Here is a 24,599-nt window from a genome sequence, read left to right as displayed (position 1 = left end):
TTTAAAAGTCAGCGAGTAATCGCGCTGTGTCCGTTTCACACCTTGTCCCATCGGGTTCTCCATTTATTGGGGGGAAAGGTGTAAACCATATTCAGGACGGGACACGTCAAATCAAAAAAGCGCGCCCAAGGCGCGCTTTTTATAGACAGCTTGGAATCGTCGAGGATGCTCTGCCCGCCCTGTTGCCAACTGATCCGGCAAGAAGATCCGTGCCAGCTCGGCCATCACGTCATATTGAGCCTTCATGGCACTCCTCGTGATACGCCTCAACCCTGCGCCAAGAAGTGGGCCACCAGGGCGTTGGCATGGCCGTGGCCCATGCCGTGCTCGGCCTTGAGCCAAGCCACCAGCGCCATGTGTTTCTGCTCCTCCCGGCCCGCCAGGAGCGTCAGCCAGTGGGCGATGGGCTCGCCGTATTTCTGCTCGATGGAGGGAAAATAAGAGGCGGGCCCCTTCACCTTGGGTTGTTCATCCATGACGCTCTCCTTGGGTCGCTGCGCCCGCACTTTGCGATGCGGGCATCAATCGCTGCTTTCTTAGGGTTTGGGGGCGAACTGCTCGAACACTTGCTGACCGGTCAGGGTCGGGGTGTCGTTCCTGAATTCATAGAACTCCGGCTTCTCGTCGATGAAGATCTGGCTGGCAAGTTCGAACCCCTGATCCTGAAACAGGCCGGCGGGCAGTATGTACTCATCGGTCGGCAGCAGGTGATAGAAGAGGTGGGTGCCGCAGGTCGGGCAGAAGCCGCGCTCCGCCCAGTCGGACGAACGATAGGCCGCCGGCGTGATCCCGGTGAAGTGCACATCCTTGCCACCGTGCACCGCAAACATGGGCCCGCCGGACCAACGCCGGCACATGGCGCAGTGACACAGGTTGACCTCTTTATGCTCGCCGCTTGAAACGCTGACCCCGCCACACAGACAATGACCTTCCATGATGCCTCCTTGAACCTTGGGGAACTGTGCGATCGGAGCCTGTCCCCGATCCTGTTTAACCACTGAGCATTAGCACGCAAAGCAGAGGCCGACAACTGACCATCTCGTGGTCAATTTCCCCTGCAGCACCCTGTAACAGGCCGTATTGCTCGAGATTGAGTCATCTCTATCAATCTGACGAATGAGATTTCATATGGCATGCACCGTACGAATAATGCTCAGCATATCTCCTGCAAGGCGATGCGATTGCCCTCGGGGTCCTGAAGCTCGGCCACCCGGATCTGCTCGCTCACTTGGGTCACCGGGTAAAGCTCCCCTGCCCCCGCTTCAAGCGCCCGGGCCATCACCCGCTCGATATCGGGCACCCGCAGGTAGATGCGAGTGCCGTCCAGACTGGGCACATAACTCTCCCCCATGGCCAGGGCCCCCGAGCAGCCGGGCGCCTGCTCATCGAGGGGAAACAGCGCCATCTCGTTGCCGTCGATACTGACCCGCTCGAGCTGGAGCCCAAACACCCGTTCGTAGAAGGCGGTGGCCCGCCCCAGATCCCGCACCGGAATTTCAAAATGGATGGTGATATTCATCACAACTCCTTGTATTTGTTGCCGTCAGGCAGCGTTCCAGTACGGGAGCCAGTCATCTGAGTGATGGGCTGTTGTGCGGTACACAGACGGGCCGGTTACGGCACCTACCGTGGCACTTCATCTGGAACCCTCAGGGCACTGGTTTTCAACTGGACATAGGTCATCAGCAGCAAGATGGGGGCCGCCTTGATGCCAAACGCCAGGCTCAACAGGTTATCGTATTCTCGTGACACCACCATAAAGAAGCCGACCATGAGCAACCCATTAATAAGCGGACGGCGGCGCACCTCATACATTTCCAGCCGGGAGTCACACTGTTTGCAGTGAAATTTAAGCCTGGGGCTGACAAGGAACGCCTTGAGCGGAAATAGCCGTTGTTGGCACACTGGGCAGATACGCAGGGGAGAGAAGATCATATTGATTACGAGCTGGGTAAGATAGCGGTCATCAATAAAGCAGTCTCGGTGATAAATCAACTCCCCATATTATCTTTATCCCCGTCAATACAGGGAGGCAGTTCGCCTCCCCCACATTATCGATGGCTCTGCTTTATGCCGGGTTGGCCTATTATGCCGCCCCGGTATTTATGTTATTTATCAGGAAGCCGGAGCCCAGCCCCCCCCTGGGTGGGGTCATCCCCTTGCGTCCACCATTTAGCCTGATAAATAATCCCCTTGTGGCTGACCTTGTTGCCGGCCGTATAAACCTTGCTGGCCGCCCAGGCGGGAATATCACCGACCGGTGGATCGGTTGGGTCGACCGGAGCCGGATCCAGTTTGGCGACCACTCGCACCTTGGGCCAATTGGCATGAGAGCCATAGGCGTTGGTCACGCATTTTTCATAATCCCCCGGCACCAGCGCAGAATAGGCGGTTTGAAAACCCACCAGCTCGCACTCGAAGGAATAACCACCGGGTCTGTCGGCATAATATTTCCAGTTGCCATCCCAGTTGGTATAAAGCACATCGGTAGCGCCGTTCAAATTCAGGCTGCCATAAGGGGTCTGTTGCCAGCAGGTATTTTTTTCATCCGCCTCGATGGGGATCTGGTAATGGGCCGCCAGCCCTTCCCAATAACGGATGCGGTTGACCGGCTGTCCCTTGTCCTTATTCTGCTCGCCACACTCGATGCCGCCGTTGATGACGTTGATGGTGGTGCCAAAGCCGTAGCCGATACCGGCGGCAATCTCGCGCTGGGAGGGCACCCAGGTGCGGTCGATCACGTGCAACATGGCGGGCTTGGGGGCCTGCGGGGTCAGAAAGAACCAGATGGCCGAGGCCAGGTTCAGCCAGGAGTCGGCGACCCGACCGGGATCGTTCAGCAATACCGAGGCATCCCCCGCAAACATGGCCTCGGAGAAGGCGCCGTAGTTGAAGTGATAGGAGAGCTGCTTCGCCCCACGACCAAAATAACCCTGACCGCTGGCGCAAGGCCATTTCTTGTTTTGCCAGCCATTCTGACCGCAGCCGGTGGTATAACCGGTCTGCCCTTCCGACCACCCCATCTCACGCACATGGACCAGCGCCTGTTGCCACTCCTCCAGCCCCAGCGGATTATCTGAGCTGTTATTTTTGCCGATATGGCCGCCAGTCTCCTGAGCAAAATGGGCAAAGGCCGTCACGATGGATTTCTTGCAGATGGCATCAGCGTCACGGCCATCGGTATATTCACCACAAAATGCCTGGAATTTCCCCACTGCTCGCAAGAAGCGCTCGTAGGTATATTCAGGGGCCGCCATCTGAGTGAGAAAATCCCAATCCGACTCGGTAAATACCCGCTCAACCCGTTTGACGTTATCCGGATTGCTGGCAAGGCGCGGCACTATGGCATCCACTATGGTGTTGGGGCGGGTAGCCAATGCTTTTGACCAGACGCTATACATGGGATTGGCAGTCTTGTTTTTTTCAACGGCGGCAATATCGGAGGCGGCAATCACATAGCCACCGCTATTTTGTGGGTCAGGCTGGATATTCATGGCGGCATAAGCCGGGGAAGCGCAGAGCGCCGCAACCAGCCAAGCGCAGGGCTTGGGTTGGAACATGGGTAACAATCCTTGTCTCGTTATAATGTTCAGGTCGAGCATAGGCGCTTTAATTACTAAATTCACGACGAGAATTAAGAATGTGGCGAAGTTGTGAGCCATTTCACTCCGCGGCGTGGTGGATCAGATGACACGAATACCCATGTTTTTACCGTCGTAAGGCTAATGAGGTAGCCAGAGCGCCGAAATAACAGCGGCACCCACGTTGAAACACCGGGAAAATAACGATGCAAAAAGTGTGACTCCCCCCTGCAACCCCTTACTTGTTCAGGATAGGAGCTGATGGATCACCCATCTGCGGCATCTTTGCTCGCTCAGTACAGGGGCGGATCACCCGGCGGCGCCTGGCGGGTGAAGATCAGGCGCGCACCGCCCGGATCAGGATGTTGCGCGGCGTCATGGGTTTGTCGCAAAACTCCCCCACTTCCACCGCGTAGCCGCGCTCTTGCAGGAAGAGTGCGCGATCCAGCGCCAGCCAGATCTCCAGCGGACGGCGAAACAGGTGGCGTACCAGCTCCATGCGGGCGACGTCGCCGTAGCGCTGCTCGCCTCGCGCAAGGAAGGCCGCATGATCGAGCCCAGCGGGTAAACGGATACCCTTGCGCTCGGCCGCCCAGCCACAGAATGCCTCGAAGCCGCCGGTCAGCAGGCTCTTTTGCATATTGGGCACCGGCAGGTATTCATCCACCCCGCGCAGCTGGCGCTGCAGGCAGTCAAAGGCGAGGCGCCACACCACCTCTTGCTCGCGCAGGCGGGCGATGCGAGCACCGCCGGTCACCGTCTCCTGCAGCGGCAGCTTGAGATCGCTCTTGCCAAGGCGCAGGGCGCTGGCAGCAGCGGCCTCTGACAGGGGCCGATACTGATCGCCGCGAATGAGGTGATAACAGCAGGGGGAGATGGTCACGCCGCTCGCCCCCTGTTCAGCCACCCGCTCCAGCAGGTGGGTATGCAGCTCGCCGCAGGCATGCAGCGCCATGGCGTGGTGATCCCGGGCGATGAGCTGGCCCGACGCGGGGGCGAAGGCATCGGCCTCGATAAACTGCATGCGAGCGCCATCGCGCGCCGCCAGCAGGCGCCCCTCTTCGCACAGCGCGCCTTGCAGCTCCAGGCTGATGACCTCGGCACCGCGCTGCAAGGAGACCAGCCGCCCCAGGTGCCCCTTGCCGGCGCACCACTCCAGATAGGGCCCGCCATGGGGCGACAAGCAGCCGGTGAAGGCTTCTATCTGCGCCTGCTTGCGCCCCGGCATGTACATCGCCATCCCCTTGGTGCAGGCAATGGGTTCGGGCAGGAAGGCATCCAGCTCGCTCAGGGCGTGCAGTGCCTGGCCCGCCGGGATCCAGGGGGCAAGCAGGGTGCAGAGCGCCGCCATGTCGGCATCGAGCGCCATGACCTCCTCGAGGCTCAGCCCGTTGAGACGGGCCGCCAGTTCGGGAGCCTCATCGGCGAAGGCGAGGCCCTGATGGTGATAAGGCTGGTACTGCCACCAGCGCCGGGTGTCGGTCAGCAAGCGGTCCAGTTGTTGAAATCGATGGGCCAGCACGGCGGTCTTGTCCTGCATATCCAAAAGGAGGCTTATTCTAGCGATCCCTCATCAAAAAGCACCCATGGCGCCGCGTTCAAGAGAGCGGGCAAGCAACCCCGGGCGCAGGGGGTAGCCTGACAAAGCGCATGGATTTGTGCTATATTCCGCCCCCTTGTTAGCACGGTGCGCCACGGCGGGCCGTTTTCCCCCTATAAACGGAATCAAAACATGACCATCAATGCCATCCTGCAAGCGCGCGCGGGCGCCAAGTGTGAACTCTGTGGAGCAGAACACGTCCTGACTGCCTTCCCGGTGCCCCACTCCCCCGCCAGCGACGACGATCACAGCGTGGCGCTCTGTGCCACCTGTCGTGGTCAGCTGGAGCAGCCTGATACCCTGGTCGCCAACCACTGGCGTTGCCTGGGTGACAGCATGTGGAGCCAGGTCCCTGCGGTGCAGGTGATGGCGTGGCGCCAGCTTAAAAACCTGTCCGCCCGCGGCGAGCTCTGGGCCCAGGACATGCTGGACATGATGTACATGGAAGAAGAGACCAAGGCCTGGGCCGAGGCTGGCGCGGCCCGCGAGGATGATGACAGCGTGCCGACCGTTGACTCCAACGGCGCCGTGCTGCAGGAAGGGGATTCGGTGACCCTGATCAAGGATCTGGACGTCAAGGGCGGCGGCTTCACCGCCAAGCGCGGCACCCTGGTCAAGGGCATCCGCCTGACCAACAACCCGCTGCACATCGAGGGCAAGGTCAACGGCGTGCAGATAGTGCTGGTCGCGGCCTACCTGAAAAAGGCCTGATCACCGTCAAACAATGCCAGAAGCGCCCCCAGGGGCGCTTCTTTTATATTGCTGGCCCTTGATCGCAGGGCCGCCCTGCGCCACTCGGCTCAGGCCTCATTGACGCAAACCCGGTTGCGACCGCTCTGCTTTGCCCGATAGAGCGCCCGATCGGCCCGCTCCAGCAGCTCGGTGCAGGAGGGCCAGGGATCGCTTTCCCCTGCCCTTTCCCTCGTCTTCTCACCTCTCCTCTCGCCAAACGCGGCGCAGCTCAACCCGACGCTGATGGTGACCGGGATGGACCGTCCCCCATGCTCAATCTGCATGGCGGCGACCCTGGCCCTCAGCCGTTCGGCTATCTTGACCCCCTCCGCCAGCCTGGTCTGCTCCAGCAGCAAGATAAACTCTTCCCCGCCATAGCGCCCCAGCCTGTCGCTCTCCCTGAGCTCGCTCGTCAAGGTCCGCACCAGCTGTTGCAGCACATGATCCCCGGCGGGATGACCGTGATGGTCATTGACCTGCTTGAAATGATCGAGATCCAGCATGATGAGGCAGAGTGGCTCGCCCCGGCGCTCTGCCAACTGCATCTGCTGGGTGAAGCGCTCCATGAGCGCCCCGCGATTGAGGGCCCCGGTCAAGGCATCCCGGCAGGATTGCTCCTTGAGCCGGGCCAGCGCCTCTTCCAGCCTGACATTGAGTTCATGCACCTGCCGATAGAGCTGCGCCTTCTCGATGATGGAAGAGACCAGGTGTGCCAGGTAGACAAACACCTCCTGATGCAGCTTCTGATAGGTGTGTTTGCTGGCGCTGGAGAAGAACAGAAAGCCGATGCCCTTGCCATCCACCTGCAACGGGCAGGTCAGGCTGGAGCGTACCCCCTCCCGCAGTACCAGCTGGGTGGATACGGACTGGGGATGCTCCGCAAGATAGGCTTCCAGATCGTTGATGATCCTGGGCTTTCCCGTCTCCAGCACCTGGGCAAGGCTGCTCCCCGCCAGGTTGGCACGATAACCATCCTTGAGGTGCGCTATCCGGTTGATGCGGCTCCTGGACCAGAGGGATCGCACCCTGGTGCCATCGTCGCAGAGCAGGGCGTAGCCGATGCGATCGTAGGGGATGAACTCGGCAAAGGTGTCGTAGATGAGGCTGAGGGTATCTTCGATGAAGACCCCCTTGTTCACTTCGGCCGATATCTCCTGCAACCGATGCAGCTCGCGAAAGCGCCGGTCCAGGCTATCCGCCAACTCGTTGAGATCCAGGATGAGAGGGGCGAGTCCCACACTCTCATCAAGCGGGGGATGCCTGACTTCAAAGCGTCCCGCTTTCAGATCGCGGATCATCGCTTGCAGTTGGGGTAATGCGACAGACACAGACATGAGTACGACGTTGACTCTTGAAAAATACCGCGCCAGTATATCCACAGTATTGATATGGGCGTCAATATTGATTGACGGGTAACCGCCTGCACTCCTCCCGTTGAACAGCGCCATCCGGCAGGATGTACACAGCATAGAGACGCCTCATTGCTCAGCTTTTGCTTGCTTTGTGGATAAATCACACTAGCTTGTAGAGACGTTGGCGGCAGGTTAGCCGACCTGCAGGTTGGGGATCATCGGCCCTGTATCCGAGGCAACACCCTACTGCACTGGCCCCGCGAGCACGGCAGAAAGCGCCCGCCAGCACAGATTGCCGTTGTGTATTCAGCCACAACAAGACGACAAGTTACCCTTGCCATCAGTCTGCAGTCGATGGAAAGACACACCAGGCGCAGTCCGCTGCCCTCTATTTAAGGAAGAACTCATATGGCTAAAGCATCCAAGAAAGACGTCAAGAAGAAGATCGAGTCCCGCAAGGCGAAGATTGCCAAGCACGAGGGCAAGATCAAGAAGCTGAAGAAAGCCCTGAAATAAGGGCTGCATGATGACAAAAACCGCCTGATGGCGGTTTTTTTATGCATCGGATAATCGAATGCCCCCTCCCTTGGCAGCAGGCGCTTCACCATGGTCTCGCTCCGCAAGGATATTGGGCCAGATACCAACACCCCGCTGGACTCGCTCCCCTGCGCGCTGGCATCATGGTTTTTTCGCATGAAAAACCTCATCGCCAAACTGGCTCTCACATTGGAGTGTAAACATCATGGATCTGAACACATGGATGCTGTTCTTTCTGGCCTATCTGCTGGCCACCCTGACCCCGGGACCCAATGTGCTGCTGGTCGTTAAAAATGGTCTGCAACACGGCTGGCGCGCCGCCCTGCTCAGCATCGCGAGCAACCTGGCCTGTCAGGCGATCCTCATCGGTCTGGTTGCCATGGGCGTGGGCGCCTTGCTGCAGACACTGCCGCCCCTGTTTATCGCCCTCAAGCTGGCGGGCGGTGGCTATCTCATCTATCTCGGCTACAAGGCGCTGCGCGCTGCCAGAGCGGGCAATCAGGAGATGACGCTGGCGGGGTCGAGCGCAAGTGCCAGAAGTAGCCGCTCCTTCTTGCAAGAGGCTTTTCTGGTCTCGGCCAGCAATCCCAAGACCATCATCTTCCTCTGCGCCCTCTTGCCCCAGTTTCTCAATCACCAGAGTCCGCTGCCAATCCAGTTCGTCACCATGTACCTGACCATCTGCGTCATCGTCAGCCTGGTGCACCTGAGCTATGTGGCCCTGGCCAGACGCGCCGGCAGCTACTTCCGGCCGGCGCGCAGCCAGCATCTGTTTAGCCGCATCACCGGTGGACTCTTTATCACACTCGGCGGCGCCATCCTGCTAAGCGGTCGGCCCTGAGCGAGGGCGCCCTACCGAAACGTTGACAAGATCAGCGCGATAAAAAGAACCGCCTGCAGGCGGTTTTTTATTGCGTCATGACGCTGGCATGTCACCCCGTGGCCATGACCGCCAGCGTCTGGCTGTCACCAGCACCTCCTGCTCCAGCCAGGCCTTGTTCGCGACCAGATGAGCCAAGGCCGTGGTCAGCACATCGTTTGCCTTGGCTGTCACAAGACGGTCTCGCCAGGGGATCTTTCCGCGGCGGCTTTGTTGCCCTTCCGACGGACGAGTCAGGTCGCGAGCATAGTGGTGAACATACTCCATGAGGTTCTCTGGCAACCAGAGCGCCAACGGGCGGGTCATGGTGCTGGCAAGCTCGGCGGCGATATCCAGCCCGCGCTGATCCAGATCGCCAAAATGAGCCCAGGGGGTAGCCGCCGGCAATAGCGGGATCAGCTGCTTGGCGAGGGTGGTATTGCGGCCAGGTACATAAAGCAACAACTCCTGAGGTTGCAGCGGATAATCCACGAAAGCGCCCTTGTTCTCCACCGTCACTATCTGCCGCCCTTGCCACTCGATGCCTCGCAACCTGGCCAGGGTACGCTCCGGCAAGGCGAGTTCCCCCAGCAGCTGCAAGCCCTCATCGGCACAATAACGGCGGCCATCCTGCCACAGCAGGGAGAGGGATGAGCCGCAGCGGAGCCGCAGCACCTCATCCCCATACACCCGGACCCCCAACTCGTCGGCTCGCGCCAGCTGGGTCGGTGATAGCGCGGCCTTGCAGTCTCGCAGCCAGAGGCCGCTCAAGGTCGCCGCGTTGATGTGGTGGGGGAGATGCCCCTCCAGCGCCGCCAATACTCTCTCCCCCGACCTGGATGGCTCACCATTGGTCTCCTTGAGCTTGGTGGTCAGAAACAGGTGGCCCCGATCGGTCAACTGGCGAGCGGCACCACGCCCCACGGGCCGGATGCCATCGACCGCACTCAACATGGCATGCAACTCCTGCCCGGCCCGGCTGGTGAGCGGGATCCCCTGCCCCGCCTCCAATGCCAACAACCGGACGCTTAACCCCCGAATATCGGCGCGCTCAAAAAATGCCATCGGCATTCCTCCTGGATGGCTCTATCGAGACACGATGCACCATGGCGGATCACATCAGCCGTGCCTGACCTGACACCCGGATCCCGCTACCGGGCTCGGCCGGGATCTCGGCATGCAGGCGCGATGGCATGCCCATGTCTTCTCCCTGCAGAATGTCGATGGCGCCGCCGTGGGGCCAGTGGATATCGCGCAGATAGCCCGCAAAGGCTGCGGTGGCGGCGCCAGTGGCGGGATCTTCATAGACGCCGCCATAGGCAAAGGGATTGCGGGTATGAAAATGCCGCTCTCCTGCCGCATGCACCAGCAAGATGGTGACCCAGCCTTGCGCCTGCATCAGGGCGCGCCCCTGGACCTGCTCGTAGCGCATGGCGGCGAGGGCTGCGCGGCTGTGCAGGGCCAGCACCAGATGATCGGCGCCGCCATGAATGAGCGCAGGGGCGATACGGGGATCCAGATCCACCTGGGTGTAGCCGAACAGCGTGAGCGCGGCCGCCACCTGTTCGGGTGAGGCAGGCGTGCTGCGGGTCGGCGGAGAGTGCAACGCCGCCTGCCATTGGCCAGCCCCATCCCGCCAGCCCGAGACCCGGATCCTGGCCTGATTGAGCTGCAGTTCATACTCCCCTTCCCCACTGCGCCGCGCCAGGGCGACGCCGAGGGCGATGGTGGCGTGGCCACAGAAAGGCACCTCGGCCTCGGGGGAGAAGTAACGCACCCGCCACTCACGCCCTTCGTCAGAGTGCACACCAGAGTGCAGCGGGGCGGCGAACGCCGTCTCCGAAAATCCCACCTCGGCGGCGATGCGCTGCATCTCGTCCACCGCAGGCAGGTGGGCCCCCAGCCAGACACCGGCGGGATTGCCCCCCTGCTGCCCATCAGCAAAGGCGGCGATCCGCACCAACTCAGTTACCCGTTCCGTCATCACGACTCCTTGTCATTCGCTGTCGAAAAATCCGTTCATGCCTGTTCACCCTTGCCGGCGATGGCACCCTGTATTTGTCCTGACGCTCCTTTATGCCACCAGGAACGTCACTCGGCTCATAGCCTAAATTAAGTGGCACTCCGGTGTCGAACGAGCGCCGCGGATCCGGGCGCTGGCGGCTAGAGTTGGGATATGTGTTTGTATATGAGCCTGTTGTGGAGTGCCATATGTATTCATACACGCTGGATTTCAAGGATCAGGCCGATCAGCTGGCCGCTCCCGAGCACGAGATAGTGCTCAACTGCCCCGCCAATGCTGGCGATATCATCATCTTGTCCGATCAGAGCCGTCATCAGGTGATGTTCGTGAGCCACAGCGCTCACCACAGCAGCCTCTATCTCAATACCGGGATGAGGCGGACCCAGAGCTAGGCTCCGTTACCGCCTGCGAAGCTGGCCAGACGAGGATTAATTGTGAGCCGCCCCTATTCCACTGGCCGAATAACCATGGAGGATGCAGTGATATCCACCATCAACTTGCGAACGTATCCACTAAAAAACTGCTAAATTGTGCCTAATGCAGCACAAAATTACACCACTCTGTTTTTAATCAGAAAATGCTACTAATTTACCAGCGGGTTTCCAGCGACAACCTGACCAGCACGTCGTTATCCCAGCCCACGACGGATGGCAGATTGGATTCGTTATAGGGCGTCAGATTGTAGTGGTAGACATCGGCGCCAAGCACCAGCTGGGTACGCTTGGCCGGATCCCGTCCCAACCAATGATCGATATTCCCTCGCAGCTCCGCCCGGTATTGGCTCTCCAGGGTCTGGTGACCATCCCACCAGCGTCGGGCCAGGCCGGAGAGCGTCCAGTCATCCCCCAGCTTGATCGCGGCCTTGTTGGTGAGCGCATAAGCCAGGGTGCTGTTGCGCAAACCCTCCCGATCGTAACCCCGCTCCCGGGGGGCATCATCATCTATCTCCAGGAAGAACCAGCCGGGCCCTGCATCCAGCGAGTATTGAAATATGTCGCCCTCATAACCCGCGGCCATGGCCGCCAGGGCGGTCATCTGCCGCTCCACCGAGCTGACCGTGTTCATCCTGGTGTTGAAATCCGTCATCCAACCGAGTCGCAGCCGATCATCGCGCCAGACGTCGCCATCCGCGCCGGCGTTCAGCTGCCACCAGATGGGTATGTGGTCCGGGTCCAGGTGATCCTTGTCATTGTCCACGAAGAGATCGACCGAGCCGAACAGATGCAGATCGCTCTGGGTACGCTCATCCACCGACAGGCTAGCGTTGAGCCCATAGGTGTGGGAATCCACATCCGGCACGTTGAAATCATGCACACCGACGCCATAGCGCCAGTCGGCCGCCTCGCCGATAACCGGGATCATGGCGACCACCAACCCTGTGATCAGAGCCTCGAGTCTCATCAGATATCCGTCCTTACCGCCAGGTCGGAAAAGAGCTTGCAACGGCGGGCCAATCCCGCCGCCGCGGTTAATATATTGAGCGCAACAGGCAACGGCTTCGTCAAGCGGACGGGAGCCGGCAAAATGCGCTTCGCTACTCCTTCTTCGGATAATCGAGTGAGACGCTCACCGGCTTGACTCCGGCGATGGCCGACCAGGGCGCCCCATCGAAGGTGAATTGTGCCACGGCGCAGGTCGGCATTCGGGTGATCCCTCGAGAAAGTTGATGTGCAAGCTCGGTGAACTCCGGGTTGTGGCCGACGATCATCACGCACTTTGGCTCGTTACCCAACCCGGCGATCACCTCTAGCAGGGTCGTGGCATCGCAGGCATAGAGCCTGTCGTTGACGAGGATATTCCCGGCCTGATAGTCGAGCGCCGCGGCGATGAGCCTCGCCGTCGACAGGGCCCGACACGCTGGGCTCGACAGGATCAGGTCCGGCTTCACCCCATCCCGCGCCAGACGTTCTCCCATCACGGGGGCATCGCGCTTGCCACGGGCGGCCAAGGGCCGATCCCTGTCAGACAGGGCCCTCTCATCCCAACTCGACTTGGCATGACGAACCAATAACAGCGTTCTCTTCATTGGCCCTCCCGCAGCAACCATTCCTCGGCATCTGGCCATCCATCTGCTGATGGCATGACTGTTATGCCAGATGATAGCGGAAAGTCGGCTGCGAGCCTCAAGCAAAGATCGCTGTAGAAAGAGCGCCCTGCTTGCCCCAATCGATGGCCGTGGCATGGATGCACCGCGCCGAGATCCCGACGGCAGCCCCTGCGCCGTTGGGCAATAAAAAACGGGAGGCAAAGCCTCCCGTTTTCTCCCTCCTCGTCCGGCAGAGCACCATCAGGAGACAGGCTCGCCACCAGCGAGACCAAGGTCACCCAGACCCACCGCCATCTGGGCTATTGGCCCACTTCCTTCATCATGATCAGCCGCAGGGGCTCTGCGAGCAGCGCATCGGCCTGCCGGGCGAAGGCCTGAAAATAGTCGGTGGCACAGTGAGCATCCAGAGCGGCCTGATTGACGAAGGCCTCCCGCATATAAAAAGTTTCAGGCTCGTCGCGCAGCTCGAACAGCACGTAATCGAGATTGCCCGGTTCAAGGCGCGTGGGCTCGATCAGCTCGAGCAACTCACGCCGCAGGCGCTCCCTCATCCCGGCCCTGGCTTTGAGCACTGCAATCGACACTATCTTGTCCGATCTCATCTTCATCATCACACTCCGTTATCAAGAAATTCATTGGCAAAGGATGCCCATCACAGCGGCTTGTCAGCGAGCCAAGGGCGCATCCTTCGACATGAGACGCAGTGTAAGAGCAGGCTATTGATGCGTATAGACAGACAATATGGACAGACTGTTCGCTCTATTGAACAAATCCGAGAGCAACACGGAAGGCAGGTCCCGGGACTGTGAGTGCACCCAAGCCTCCTGAAGGGAAGCCTGCGACCGAGCCATCGAGGCTTTCGCACCAGAGCCAGCCGCTGATCACACGTGCGCCGCGCCGCTGATCACCGACTCGCGCATTCAACTCCCTGGCCTGCAGTCTTCACAGGCACGAGCGGCGCCGTTGCCCATCGGTTCGGTAATCTGGGCCCACACCCAGCCTCCTGGCTCTCTATGCCGCCCTCAGTAAGGCGTGCCGTCTTTATGCAGGGCAGACCAGGCGCCATCGGTGCCTTGTACCAGGGCCAGATCGTCATCGGGGTATTCGACCGTATCGGCAGGCAGTCTGTCGCCGACTTCAAGGTAGGTTACGTCTGCGGAGGATCTGTTCAACAGCTGGTGAGCCAGGCCACTGCTGGCCTTGAAACCGATGCAATCCCCCGGCGACATCGGGAACTCCTCATCACCATGGACTAGCGTGGGGGTCCCCGAGAGGATGTAGATGAACTCATCCTGTCTGGAGTGATGATGCTTGAGCGCCGAGATGGCCCCCGGCGCCAGGGTCGTGAAGTTGACGCCAAAGTTGGTGAGACCGAAGTGATCCCCCAATCTGCGCCTGGTGCGGTGCCTGACCAGGGAGGCGAAGGGTTCTGGATAGAGGGACTTGGCCCCCTGTACCGGGATCTGGGTTAGGTGAACGGGCCTGTGGTCAGCCATCTCGATACCTCCGTCTCTGTGCGCTGGCAAGGGTTACCGACAAGCCGAGTCACAGACTCGGCCATCGCTCACCCCACAGTTAGAGTCCGGCTTTAGTTTCTGTCAATGCGAAGCGTCGTGACATGAGGCCTAACCGGCATTTCTGCAAGCGCTGCAATGGGCAGCGCTGATTGACCCTGCAGCCCCTACATGACTTCGAGCTTGACCTTGATAAGGCCGGATCTGAGGTTGCCTATGCTGCTGAACGCCGCCTTGGAGAGATCGATGACCCGCCCCCTCGGGAAGTTGCCCCTGTCATTGACCTTGACCACCACGCTCTTGCCGTTGGCGACGTTGGTCACCCTCACCATGGAGCCGAAAGGCAGCGTCATGTGGGCCGCCGTGTTGGCGTTGTTCTTGTAAGGCTCGCCGCTCGCCGTCTTCTTGTTGTGGTAGCGATCGGCATAATAGGATGCCAGCCCGGTCTGGGTATAACCCCGCCAACTGCCGCTCTTGCTGGCCTCCGGCTGGCTGCTGCAGGCCGCCAGCAGCAGGCCGAGGGGTAACAGCAGCCCCTTTTGCACCATGGTCCTCATATCCATTTCCTCGATTCTTTATGCGGCGCCATGCCGGCCCGGCGACCAGGCGGCCACCGCCACTCTTGATCCCGCAAACAGGCGCCTACTCTCTCACAGTTTCCATAGAAAACGGGAGGCCCAAGCCTCCCGTTTGTGTGTTCACCCGTCAACCTGTGTCAGGCGATCAACTTGTCGTCGGCGAAGCCGAAGCCCCGCAGGCCCACCACGTGCACATGCTCGTGCTTGCCCTGCACCTTGCGGATGAGCTTGTAGGTGGTGCCCTTCTCGGGACTGATGTTCTCCGGCGCCGCGATGAGCAGCTGCATGTCCTGCCGCTCGCACAGCTCGAACAGGGTGGCGATGGACTTGCCATCCAGGCGCGCCGCCTCGTCCAGGAACAGCAAACGGCAGGGGGCGATGTCCTTGCCGCGCAGGCGGCGGGACTCCTCCTCCCAGCTGATCAGCACCATCAGCAAGATGGCCTGACCTGTACCGATCGCTTCGCCGGTGGAGAGCGCGCCGCTCTCCGCCCGCAGCCAGCCATCGGCGCCACGCTGCACCTCGATCTCGAGCTCCAGGTAGTTGCGATAATCCAGCAAGACATCGCCCATCACCTGGTAGCTGCGCTCCCCTTGCTCTATCTGCGGGTTCAGGCGCTGGAACAGCTTGGCCATGGCCTCGGAGAAGCTGAGCTCCTTGTCGGCGAACAGATCGTTGTGCATGGCGCTCTGATCGGCGAGCGCGGTCAGCAGGCGAGTGTGAGCCTCGCGGATATTGACGTTGAGGCGCACCCCGCGCACCAGACCGAAGGCGATGTTCTGCAGCCCCTGGTTCAGCACCCGGATGCGGTTCTGCTCGCGGCGGATGATGTTGGTGATCTTGGCCGCCACCTCGTGGGAGGAGAGGGACAGATGGTTCTCCCGCTGCTTGAGCTCGTCGGCCAGACGGGCCAGCTCGATCTCCATCTCCTCGATGGCCTCCACCGGATCGTCCGAGCGGATGATGTCGTTGCGGATGCGATCCTTGAGGTAGCGATAGACCTGCACGTAGAAGGCGACCTTCTGCTCTGTGCTGCGGTTGCCCTCGGAGAGGCGCAGCGCATCGCGCAGGGCCTCGTCGTGAGCCACGGCGACGCGCAGGGCGCCGAGGGCCTTGTCCGACATGGATCTCAGCTCGTCGCTGTCCAGATACGCCAGCTCGCGCTTGTTGAGGCGCTTCTCGACGTCGGTATCGCGCGCGAGGCGCACCACCCGTGACCAGCTCGCCTTGTGGCTCACCAGGGATTTGCGGGCACTGAAGTAGTCCTTGCCCTCCAGCTTGAGACGCCCCCCCAGAGATTCAATCTCGCGCTTGCATACCTGCAACTGGGCCTCGGCGCTGGTGCGACGGGAGCGGGTGCGGATGAGCAGCTCTTCGATCTCTTTCTTGTGGGCGCGGGATTTGTCTTCCATGTCGTCGGACAGGGTCAGCCCCATGGCTGCCAGCTCCTGCTCGAACTCGGTCAGAGTCTGGCCCTTGGCCGAGGCGCTGGAATCGAGGGCGGTGCGCAGTTGCAGCGCCTCGGTGTGGCGCAGGCCGATCTGCTTGTGCTGTTCGGTCGCGGTGCGGGCGGCCAGCTCGGCGGCTTTGAGCTTCTCTTTGAGCCGCTCGCTCATCTCGGAGGCTTTGCCGAGCAGGTCTTGGGCATCCTGATAGGCGAAGTGCGGCAGGCGGGCCACCAGCTGATCCAGCGCGTAGCAACGGCGCTTCTGCTCCGCCAGCAATTCGCTCGCCTCGTCATACGCGGCCTGCAGGGCGGCGAGATCCTGGGGATCCTGGCGTAGCACCTGCACCTTGGCCTCCAATTGCTCTAGCGCCTTGCCGTGCTGGGCGATAAAGGCTTCGGCGGCCTTGAGGCTCTCCACATCAGTGCGGGCGGCCTCGAGGCGCTCGGCCAAGTCGGCCTCGGCAAACAGATGGGCGAACGGCAACATGGCCTGCACCAACTGGATATAACGGGTCAGCTGGGCGACCGCGGCTTTGGCCTCGGCGAGCTGCTTGTCGCACTCGGCCATGGCCCCCTGCAACTTGCGCAGCTCGCTCTGCTTGGCTTCCACTTCGGCTTCCGGATCCGGTCTGAACGCGATGTCCAGATGGGCACCGATAAAGTCGCGGAAGTGACCGTAGAGGCGGTGATATTTCTGCTGCTCGAAGGCGGCCTTGGCGTAGCCCTCGATGAGGTTTTCCCGCTCGAGGTCGAGCTGCTCGATGCGTTTCTCCCGGGCGGCGCGGCCAAAGAGCGGCAGCTCGGGGTAGCGGGAGAAGCGCACCTGGCGCTTGCTGGTGTGCACCAACACGGCATCGCCGAGCTCGTCCGCCTCCACCAGATCCTCATCGAACGAATCTGGGTTGCCCTGGATGAGGTAGATATCCTCCGGGCAGTCTTCCAGTTTTTTCAGACGCTCGATGGCGCCCTCGAGGTCGAGCACCACCAGGGCGCTGCGGGCCGGGCCGTAGAGCGCGGAGTAATAAGGGGCATCGTCGATGGAAATGTCGTCGTAGACATCGGAGAGCAACACGCCCCCCACCTGCTCGGCGATGCGGGCGAGGCGCGGATCCGCCTCCCCGGCCCCCAGCTGCAGGTTACGGATCTGCAGCTCCAGCGCCTGTTTCTGGGCCGCGATACGGTTGCTCTGCTGCTCGAACTCCCGCTCCTTGTCGAGCACGGTCTGCATACCGGCGGAGAGCGCCTCGGCGCTGGCGAGCGGCAGCCCGCTTTGCTCGCGCAACTGCTCGAGTTTTTCGAAGGATTTGAGCCAGCGTGGGGCCAGTGCGGTGAGATCCTTGATGTCGCGACCGAGCTGGGCACCCTGATGCTCCAGGCTGGCGCGGCGTTGATTGACCTCTGCCTGTTGCTCGGCAAGCTCTTCCTGGCGGGTACGCTGGGCCTCGAGGAAGAGTTCCAGCTCGTCGCTGCTGGTGATCTGTTGGCCAGAGGCTTCACTCAACTCATCGCGCAGACGCAGCAGGTTCTTCTGGCTCTCGCTCTCTTTTTCCAGGCGAGCCAGGGCGGCGCGCAGCCCCTGCCCCTGGGCTATGCGGGCCTTGTCTTCGATATGGCGCTTGAGCAGAGCCTGGGCTTGGGGCCAGGCAGCCTCGCGGGCGGTCTCGGGGGCAATGCTGAGCAGCAGCGTCAGCGCTGCCTGGTGCTCGGCCACCGCGGCCTTGGCCAGGGCCAGCTGCTGCTCGGCCCCCAGTACTCGACTGGTGAGGCTCTGCTCGACGGCGCGGAACTGGTGCAGGGCCTCGCTCGCCTGCTCGGCGCTCAGCCCCGGCAGCTCGCACTGCTCACGGGCATTGTCCAGCGCCAGTACCACCTGACGGTACTGGATGGCACGGGTCTGCTGGATGTCCAGCGCCTGCTGATAGTCGGCGAGCTGGGTCTTGAGGCTGTCCACCTCGGCTTGCGCCAGCTCCTTGCGCTCCTCCACCTCCAGCAACTGGCCGTGGATCTCTTCCACCACCGCCTGCTGCTGCTCTAGCTTGTCGGTGAGATCCGCCAGATCGGCGCGATACAGCGCGATCTTCTTCTGCAAGCCAACGGCGGCCATCACCTTGGCCAGGTGCTCGGCGGCGCTTTCCAGCTCGTCGGTCAAGAGCTTCTCGCGGTTGGTGAGCTGATCCACCTCGTCGGCCAGATAGATGGCGCGCTGTTTCTCCTCGGCCAGCAGCCGGCGCTTGCCCGCCAGTTCCTGACGGGCCTTGAGGGCCAGCTCGGAGAGGCGGTTCTTCTCGGCGGCGTTGCGCACATAGTCCGCCGCCACGTAATGGGTGGTTTCGGTGATCAGGTTCTTGAACAGATCCCGCTGCCCCTGGGTCTCCTTGATGGCCTCCAGGGTGCGGCGGTTCTCGTAGATGGCCGCCTCCATGTCCTGGAACGCCTTGCGCACGCCGGAGTTCTCCGGCAGCAGATACTCACGCAGGGAGCGGCTGATAGAGGACGAAATGCCGCCGTAGAGGGAGGCTTCGATCAGCCGATAGAACTTGCCGCGATCCTTCTGGTCACGCAATTTCTTGGGCGTGATGCCGAACTCGAACATGAAGTTGTGGTAATCGGTCACCGTATTGAACTTGGCGACTTTCATGGCGCCAAGCTCGGCGGCGGCACCCTTCAGATCGGTGAAAGCGCGCACCCGCCCCTTGCCACCCTCAAGCTTTTCCAGCAAGAGATCGGTCGGCGCCAGATTGGCCGGCACATCCACCAGGGCGAAGGGGGTGATGTTGACCTTGTTGTCACGGTTCGCGACCTGCTCCAGGTGCACACCGACCCAGATCCGCTGCTCGCGGCTGTTCATCACCTCCAGCACCGAGTAGCAATGGCCGCGCTGCAGCTTGCCGTAGAGCCCCTTGTCACGGGACGCGCTCGATGAGCCCGCCTCGGTAGTGTTACGGAAATGAAGCAGAGACTGATCCGGGATCAGGGCCGCGATGAAGGCCGCCATGGTGGTGGACTTGCCCGCCCCGTTGCCGCCGGAAAGCGTCGTCACCAGCTGGTCGAGATCGAAGGTACGGGCGAAGAAGCCGTTCCAGTTGACCATGGTCAGGGATTTGAATTTGCCTCTCACGCCGCACTCTCCATCAAACCTGTCGTCCCCATCGGGACCAAAAATTTAACCTTGCTGATCATCTTCCACCTCCAGCTCAAGCTGCTCTTCGTCCAGATCCGCTTCGATGTCGTCGAACAGGGAATCGCTGCTCGGCATCTCGTCGTCGTGGAAGATGGCTTCCCCTTCCTGGATCATGCGCAGTTGCACCGCGCGGGGATCTTCGTCGGATCGCACGTCGGCGGCGAAGCGGAACACGGATTCATTGACCCGGAATTTGTCGCCGTTGCCGAGCGCCGTGATCATGCCCAGACGCCGCAGGCGGCGCATGGAGGTGCGGATCTTCTCCAGCAGCTTCTTCTTGTCCAGATCGGTGCCGCCGGAGCGGCTGTTGACCATCCGCAACAACTGCTTCTCATCGGCGAGGCTCAGCACCTCCTCCTGCAGCTCACCCATGGCGAACACCCCTTCCGAGGCGAGGCGGTCAGGGCTCAGATAGAGGTAACAGAGCACCTTGCCCACCAGCATGTCGAGCTCGGATAACACCGTTGTTCCGATGTCGGCGCTGGGGCGCGGACGCAGGTAGAAGAAGCCTTCCGGCGCCTTGATGAGCTCCACCTGATAGCGGCCGTAGAAGATCTCCAGCTCGCCGTGAAACTCCACCAGGGCCGAATGCTGCTCGAAGTCGTCGGCACTGATGTGGCGGCCCGAGCGCAAGGCGGTGTCGATGCGCGGAAACAAGGGGTTGGCGATGGCCTCGGCCAATCGCAGCGGCAAGGGAAATTCAGTATTGATCGATGACATAGGCCTGAACCTTGGATCCAGCTTGGTTAATGGGTTTCCATGCGGGTTGGTGGTGAAGTTCACGTTCACCACTGGCATGGCCGAGGCGCACAGCCTGATCTATCAAGAGACGCGCCACATCGAAGTGGGCGTGGGCCGGGTAGTCCAGCAGGTATTCCCGCAGCACGTCGGCGAGATCCAGCTGGGAGCGCTGCTCGGGGTAGCGGGCGAGGTAGCGCTCGATGCGCTCCGCCAGCTCCTGATTGATATCCACCATCTCCAGATACTCCATCTCGAGGGGCACCTCACCGGTCACCTCCTCGTCGTGGATGGCGATGGTCTCGTCCCGCAGCTCCAGCAGGCGCGGCTCCTCGGCCACCCTCAGCAACCAGCTGTGCTGCTCGAAATTGCGGATGGAGTCGCGCAGCCGCTGGCTGAAGGCCCGGTTCTTGTCCATGTCGATGGCGTTGCGGATGAACTTGTGGACGTGCCTGTCGTAGCGGGACCAGAGTTCGATGCACTGCTGGCCCCAGGAGGTGATCACATCGAGCCGTCCTTGCAAAGCGTGAGTCAGCTCCTCGACGTGGAACAAGTCCTCCCGCCCCTGGGCCGCTTCCTGAATGTTGAGCAGACCCGCCTGCAGGCGATGGCCAGCGGCGTCCAGAGTGTCTTGCAGCTCGCGCAGGGTCTGGCCGGTCTCGTGCAGCAACTTCTCGCAGCTGTGAATGGCATCGATCCAGTTCTGGGTCAGCAGGGCCGCTATTTCGCGCTTGACCTGATTTTGCTGCTCATCCATGGCGCGCTGGGTGAGATCGATGCGCCCGAGGGTCTCCTCGAGAGAGAAGCTGAGCCGGGGCAGCACCTCGGCGTCCCACTGCTCGCGGGTATCCAGGGTCAGCGCCGCCTTGCGGGCGGTGTCGAGCTCGGCGGCCAGGTGTTCCAGCAGGATGGAGAGCTTGATGGAGTCGACCTGGCGCTGATCCAGGAAGAAATCGACGATGCCCATGCCGAGGCGCGACAGGCGATAGAGGCTCTCGCCGGCCACCATGTCGGTGTTGAACCGCGACAGCAGTTGCTGGCGAATGAGATCGTTGATGGCGTTGTTGGCGCGACCGCTCTGGGTCTCGTCCATCTGGCCGAAGGCGCTGCTCACATAGCCGAAGGCGTCGTGCAGCGCGGCTTCCGAGAGATCAGACTCATCCTCGGACAAGGTCTTGATCGCAATCAGAAAGGCCAGCCGGTCGGTGGGCAGGCTCAAGGCCAGCCCCTCCTGTCTGACCCATCCCACCATCTCGGGCAGGGTACGGGATGTACTCATCATGACGTTATCATCTCGTTGTTATAACCGAAGGGCCGGCATGCACCTCATGTGCGCATCGCTCCCGCTCGTTGTGTATAGGCCAGAGCCGATGGGTGCTCTGGCGGCTAAATCCCGCAAAAATGGCATCGACTGCGATAGCCCAGGGTCTCAAGCGACCGGTTTTTGCGCCATCACATGGATATAGCGACCAAGGGAGACGAAAGGCTCCTGACGGCAGTACTGCTGCTCCATGGCCAGCAGATCGTCGAACTTCTCGTGCTGATCCTGCTTGTGGCGCATGTAGTCGTGGATGACCCGCACCCCGGTCTTGCCGATGATCTTGAGGCCCCCTCGCCCGATCCAGTCATATACCTGTTCCGGCAGTTGCGGATTGGTGGGGGTCAGGGCGGTCTGGCGCTTCTTGTTCAGCCCCTGGCGCACGTAGTCGAAATTGCCCACCACCAGGCTCTGGAACAACAGGCCGTGACGGTTGTAGAAAAGCAGCGACAGTATGCCCCCTGCATTGACGAAAGGGAACAGACCGAGCAGGGTCTGGCGAGGCTCGGCGAGCCACTCCAGCACGGCGTGGCAGAGCACCAGATCAAAGGTTCCGCTCACGTGCTGCCTGAGATCCTGAATGGGACACTGGATGAGACGAATTCTGTCTTCAAGCCCGTTCTCGGCGATCTGGGTCCGGGCCAGCTCCAGCATCTCCGCCGACAGATCGCACAGCTCCACCTGGTGACCCATGGCCGCGAGCTTCTGGGCGAAGTAGCCAAAGCCGCCCCCCGCATCCAGGATCCGCAGCGGCCGGTTGCCGAGCCGGGCCAGGCAGGCTTCGATGTCGCTCCACACCACCGTGGTGCGGATGCGCCCCTTGGTGGAGTCGTAAATGTTGCGGGCGAACTTGTCGGCGCGTCCGTCAAAACTCTGATCTTGCTTCAAGACAACACTCATCTTCGGCCGCCCCTGCTCGTCGCTCGCAGACTGAGCGCACACAGGGTTGGGCCATGGGAAAAAAGAGGGGTATTCTGTCACATCCCGGATCCGCTGAAAACTCAAGGAGAGGGGTTTGATTCTCTATATGGGATTGGAGTTAATCGCTGGCTTGTACACTGTCCCGCTGGCGGCGTGGCTTTATGATATTCGACCAGATGAACCACCCCTTCTGAACCACTATCCACATCAACGTGGCAGCCAGCACCCACGGCCAGCGTCATGCCTGACACCACAACTGGCAACGCGCTCTTTGCCACACCCGCCACAGCGGCTGCCATCGCAAACTCTTCTTCTTTCTCCATGTATCCCCCTCCAGAAACGACAAAGCTTGCACTTAGGCGGACCAAAAACGAAAAAGGCCAGGGTCGGTGAGACTCTGGCCATGATGGGTAGATGCTAACGCTCTAAAGACGAATCTTCATCAAGCGCAAGGGGTAACACTTAAACTCAACAACGCCGATTATAAAAAACAGACATTTTGTTTATGGCAACCCTTAAAGCGAAGGCGACAAACAGGGCAGCTAGATACGATGCTAGCAACAGCATGGTCCACAGTGGATTGTCTCTAAACACATAAAAAACTGCAAAAGAGAAACACGCCAAGAAAATCACATTCCACTTTAATCTCAAATTTAAAATGCAGCTCAATATTATGCCAGATGGAGCTAAGTACATACTGAACAGCCAAATCGCATAGTACAGCTCTCTCCCCCGAGATGTAGGCGTGTAAAAATTCATGTAAATAATTCGCCCTGCCTCCTCAATCAAGAGAAATGACAATACTGACAACACGCCCATCAGAAGCATGGCGATAAACCTACTTTTTCCATGAAGCATATTGCTCAGCCTCAGCCTGGGTAATTTGTCTGCTAGCTTGTTTGGGTCGACGGTCGTCACGCTCTCGATTAAACGAGCTGCCGGATAAGTTCCCGCTTCCTAACGCTGGGGCGGTAGCGATTCAACCAGCAGATGCAGGAATGTCGTGGGGTTGATGCATTACGATGAACTCACGCCATTCTGGTTCAAGATCCAATGCAGACTGCCTCTCTTGGCTCAATGACAGCCAAAATGGCAACCACAAATACGTCCACCAGTATTCCATATCTCCCTGAAGCGAACCCAAGTCTTCGGGATCAATCCATGGGAATGAGTCTGCCGGGAGAGGTGGCTCTAACCTTGTCTGTTGGAGAGCATCAATCACATCAAGATCATCACTGGCAAACGAGATTACCGTACCAGCAAAGGAAGGATGCAGGAATAGCACCATCTTCCTATCCGAAGGATCATCTGATCGCTCTATGACCTGCGTATTCAGCTCTGGACACACCTGATATCCTATCTGAGAAAGCGCCAGTGTCAGCCTCTCCATGTAGCCTTTGGATACCAAGAAGCGCGCTAAGTAAGCCTCTATTCCCGCATCTAGTGGCAGGCATGCTGGGTACCCACGGTACCCCTGAGCCTGCGCTGCAATGAAACCTGAACCGTTGAAGATTGCTTCTATGTCTAGAGGGCTAGATACTCCCTTTTTTCCTAGCAATTTTTCAAAAATCACTCTCCACCAAGTGTTCATGATATAGCCATTATCAGACAAGCATCGTGCTCACCTCATAATGTTACTCCTCCAATATATCTATGTTCTTGCTGATCTCTTAAGAGAAAGATGAAAGCAAGATACTCCACCATTTTTTATCTACTGTGCTTATATTCAACTCGCCATTATACTCGTCATCAAAAACGACAAAGCTATTTACATCAGTTGTAAACCCCTCCCCTGGGAATCGGAAAGGGACATCATTCCATTTCCCATAACATGCAAAGGGGGATGATTGCCCTATATAATTTCCATTGGCATTATACAAAGCGAAATATATTGGCGATTCAGTAGTCAACAGGCAATATAAACCTATCGGATTAACCGGGTACATATCTCTTAAAAAAACTTTGTATTGGCCATCTTTCGAGACCTCACTAATGGAAGTGTTCTTGCCTAAAAAATTCAATGAAACATGAGCAAGAAGAAACCAGTACGCTACAAAAAACACCGCTAATAACTTAGCTAATTTCTTCATAAATATATGACTCTCTGATTAGGGAGCGGATGTAACCAAAGTACATCCGAGAACACAATGAAGTCTCCTCCCGCATTATGT

Annotated in this window: 25 protein-coding genes; 3 read left to right on the top strand and 22 right to left on the bottom strand. The window is 59.8% G+C overall.

Features of this window, described 5'->3' with window-relative positions; genetic code table 11:
* Nucleotides 1-111: 111 nt before the first annotated feature.
* From LG30_RS22900 to LG30_RS0118930, 7 genes are all read right to left on the bottom strand, one after another.
* Entirely contained in the window at nt 112-246 is a 135-nt protein-coding gene (locus tag LG30_RS22900) for a hypothetical protein (RefSeq protein ID WP_274518510.1), read from the bottom strand.
* Nucleotides 247-266: 20 nt separating this feature from the next.
* Entirely contained in the window at nt 267-476 is a 210-nt protein-coding gene (locus LG30_RS0118955; protein WP_033132249.1) for a DUF4287 domain-containing protein, read from the bottom strand.
* A gap of 60 nt (nt 477-536) precedes the next feature.
* Nucleotides 537-935, bottom strand: a complete 399-nt coding sequence (locus LG30_RS0118950) for a GFA family protein (RefSeq protein WP_033132248.1) — start codon at nt 933-935, stop codon at nt 537-539.
* A 218-nt stretch (nt 936-1,153) separates the two neighbouring features.
* Entirely contained in the window at nt 1,154-1,519 is a 366-nt protein-coding gene (locus LG30_RS0118945) for a VOC family protein (protein ID WP_033132247.1), read from the bottom strand.
* 104 nt (nt 1,520-1,623) lie between these two features.
* Nucleotides 1,624-1,995 carry a hypothetical protein gene (locus LG30_RS0118940; protein WP_033132246.1) on the bottom strand — a complete coding sequence of 124 codons (372 nt, stop codon included), beginning with the start codon at nt 1,993-1,995 and terminating at the stop codon, nt 1,624-1,626.
* A 113-nt stretch (nt 1,996-2,108) separates the two neighbouring features.
* On the bottom strand, nt 2,109-3,560 hold the full coding sequence (locus LG30_RS0118935; protein ID WP_081966255.1) for a chitinase: 1,452 nt from the start codon (nt 3,558-3,560) through the stop codon (nt 2,109-2,111).
* A gap of 358 nt (nt 3,561-3,918) precedes the next feature.
* Nucleotides 3,919-5,121 (bottom strand): methyltransferase, encoded by a 1,203-nt coding sequence (locus tag LG30_RS0118930; RefSeq protein ID WP_152599378.1) that lies wholly within the window; start codon nt 5,119-5,121, stop codon nt 3,919-3,921.
* A 192-nt stretch (nt 5,122-5,313) separates the two neighbouring features.
* Here LG30_RS0118930 and LG30_RS0118925 point away from each other — a divergent pair, with 192 nt between their 5' ends.
* Entirely contained in the window at nt 5,314-5,892 is a 579-nt protein-coding gene (locus tag LG30_RS0118925; protein WP_033132244.1) for a PhnA domain-containing protein, read from the top strand.
* Nucleotides 5,893-5,981: 89 nt separating this feature from the next.
* Here the strand turns inward: LG30_RS0118925 and LG30_RS0118920 are convergent, their stop codons facing one another.
* A complete protein-coding gene (locus LG30_RS0118920) occupies nt 5,982-7,151 on the bottom strand; it encodes a sensor domain-containing diguanylate cyclase (RefSeq protein WP_052101213.1) in 1,170 nt (389 codons plus the stop codon).
* 856 nt (nt 7,152-8,007) lie between these two features.
* On the opposite strand from LG30_RS0118920, the gene LG30_RS0118915 reads away from it, so the two are divergent.
* Nucleotides 8,008-8,643, top strand: coding sequence for a LysE family translocator (locus LG30_RS0118915; protein ID WP_033132243.1), 636 nt, complete (start codon nt 8,008-8,010; stop codon nt 8,641-8,643).
* A 75-nt stretch (nt 8,644-8,718) separates the two neighbouring features.
* Here the strand turns inward: LG30_RS0118915 and LG30_RS0118910 are convergent, their stop codons facing one another.
* Together LG30_RS0118910 and LG30_RS0118905 are read right to left on the bottom strand one after the other, a co-directional pair.
* Nucleotides 8,719-9,726 carry a Wadjet anti-phage system protein JetD domain-containing protein gene (locus LG30_RS0118910; RefSeq protein WP_033132242.1) on the bottom strand — a complete coding sequence of 336 codons (1,008 nt, stop codon included), beginning with the start codon at nt 9,724-9,726 and terminating at the stop codon, nt 8,719-8,721.
* 49 nt (nt 9,727-9,775) lie between these two features.
* On the bottom strand, nt 9,776-10,645 hold the full coding sequence (locus tag LG30_RS0118905; RefSeq protein WP_033132241.1) for a PhzF family phenazine biosynthesis protein: 870 nt from the start codon (nt 10,643-10,645) through the stop codon (nt 9,776-9,778).
* 227 nt (nt 10,646-10,872) lie between these two features.
* On the opposite strand from LG30_RS0118905, the gene LG30_RS0118900 reads away from it, so the two are divergent.
* The gene (locus LG30_RS0118900) at nt 10,873-11,076 is read left to right on the top strand and encodes a hypothetical protein (protein ID WP_033132240.1); all 204 of its coding nucleotides are present in this window, start codon (nt 10,873-10,875) and stop codon (nt 11,074-11,076) included.
* 196 nt (nt 11,077-11,272) lie between these two features.
* On the opposite strand, the gene LG30_RS0118895 is transcribed toward LG30_RS0118900, so the two are convergent.
* The 12 genes from LG30_RS0118895 to LG30_RS22255 form a co-directional block, all read right to left on the bottom strand.
* Complete coding sequence (locus LG30_RS0118895) at nt 11,273-12,085, bottom strand: hypothetical protein (RefSeq protein WP_033132239.1); 813 nt, start codon at nt 12,083-12,085, stop codon at nt 11,273-11,275.
* A 133-nt stretch (nt 12,086-12,218) separates the two neighbouring features.
* Complete coding sequence (locus tag LG30_RS0118890) at nt 12,219-12,710, bottom strand: SixA phosphatase family protein (protein ID WP_033132238.1); 492 nt, start codon at nt 12,708-12,710, stop codon at nt 12,219-12,221.
* A gap of 320 nt (nt 12,711-13,030) precedes the next feature.
* The gene (locus LG30_RS0118885; RefSeq protein WP_033132252.1) at nt 13,031-13,339 is read right to left on the bottom strand and encodes a putative quinol monooxygenase; all 309 of its coding nucleotides are present in this window, start codon (nt 13,337-13,339) and stop codon (nt 13,031-13,033) included.
* A gap of 414 nt (nt 13,340-13,753) precedes the next feature.
* On the bottom strand, nt 13,754-14,227 hold the full coding sequence (locus LG30_RS0118880; protein WP_033132237.1) for a cupin domain-containing protein: 474 nt from the start codon (nt 14,225-14,227) through the stop codon (nt 13,754-13,756).
* A gap of 185 nt (nt 14,228-14,412) precedes the next feature.
* Nucleotides 14,413-14,802: a septal ring lytic transglycosylase RlpA family protein gene (locus tag LG30_RS0118875; RefSeq protein WP_033132251.1), complete on the bottom strand. Its 390-nt coding sequence runs from the start codon at nt 14,800-14,802 to the stop codon at nt 14,413-14,415.
* 158 nt (nt 14,803-14,960) lie between these two features.
* Nucleotides 14,961-19,388, bottom strand: coding sequence for a chromosome partition protein MukB (gene mukB / locus LG30_RS0118870; protein WP_033132236.1), 4,428 nt, complete (start codon nt 19,386-19,388; stop codon nt 14,961-14,963).
* A gap of 45 nt (nt 19,389-19,433) precedes the next feature.
* Nucleotides 19,434-20,171, bottom strand: a complete 738-nt coding sequence (gene mukE / locus LG30_RS0118865; RefSeq protein WP_033132235.1) for a chromosome partition protein MukE — start codon at nt 20,169-20,171, stop codon at nt 19,434-19,436.
* Nucleotides 20,152-21,471, bottom strand: a complete 1,320-nt coding sequence (gene mukF / locus LG30_RS0118860; RefSeq protein WP_033132234.1) for a chromosome partition protein MukF — start codon at nt 21,469-21,471, stop codon at nt 20,152-20,154. Before mukF ends, mukE begins: the two co-directional genes overlap by 20 nt.
* Nucleotides 21,472-21,618: 147 nt before the next feature.
* A complete protein-coding gene (gene cmoM / locus LG30_RS0118855) occupies nt 21,619-22,395 on the bottom strand; it encodes a tRNA uridine 5-oxyacetic acid(34) methyltransferase CmoM (RefSeq protein ID WP_033132233.1) in 777 nt (258 codons plus the stop codon).
* Between the two features lie 113 nt (nt 22,396-22,508).
* Nucleotides 22,509-22,751 carry a hypothetical protein gene (locus LG30_RS21740; RefSeq protein WP_238566459.1) on the bottom strand — a complete coding sequence of 81 codons (243 nt, stop codon included), beginning with the start codon at nt 22,749-22,751 and terminating at the stop codon, nt 22,509-22,511.
* Between the two features lie 656 nt (nt 22,752-23,407).
* Nucleotides 23,408-24,019, bottom strand: a complete 612-nt coding sequence (locus LG30_RS21190; protein ID WP_052101211.1) for a hypothetical protein — start codon at nt 24,017-24,019, stop codon at nt 23,408-23,410.
* A 79-nt stretch (nt 24,020-24,098) separates the two neighbouring features.
* Nucleotides 24,099-24,518, bottom strand: coding sequence for a DUF6201 family protein (locus LG30_RS22255; protein ID WP_152599377.1), 420 nt, complete (start codon nt 24,516-24,518; stop codon nt 24,099-24,101).
* Nucleotides 24,519-24,599: the final 81 nt, after the last annotated feature.

The sequence above is a fragment of the Aeromonas aquatica genome, assembly GCF_000764655.1.
Classification (GTDB): Bacteria; Pseudomonadota; Gammaproteobacteria; order Enterobacterales; family Aeromonadaceae; genus Aeromonas; species Aeromonas aquatica.
Note: the sequence above shows the minus strand (reverse complement) of the source record. Positions and strands in the feature narration are given on the sequence as shown.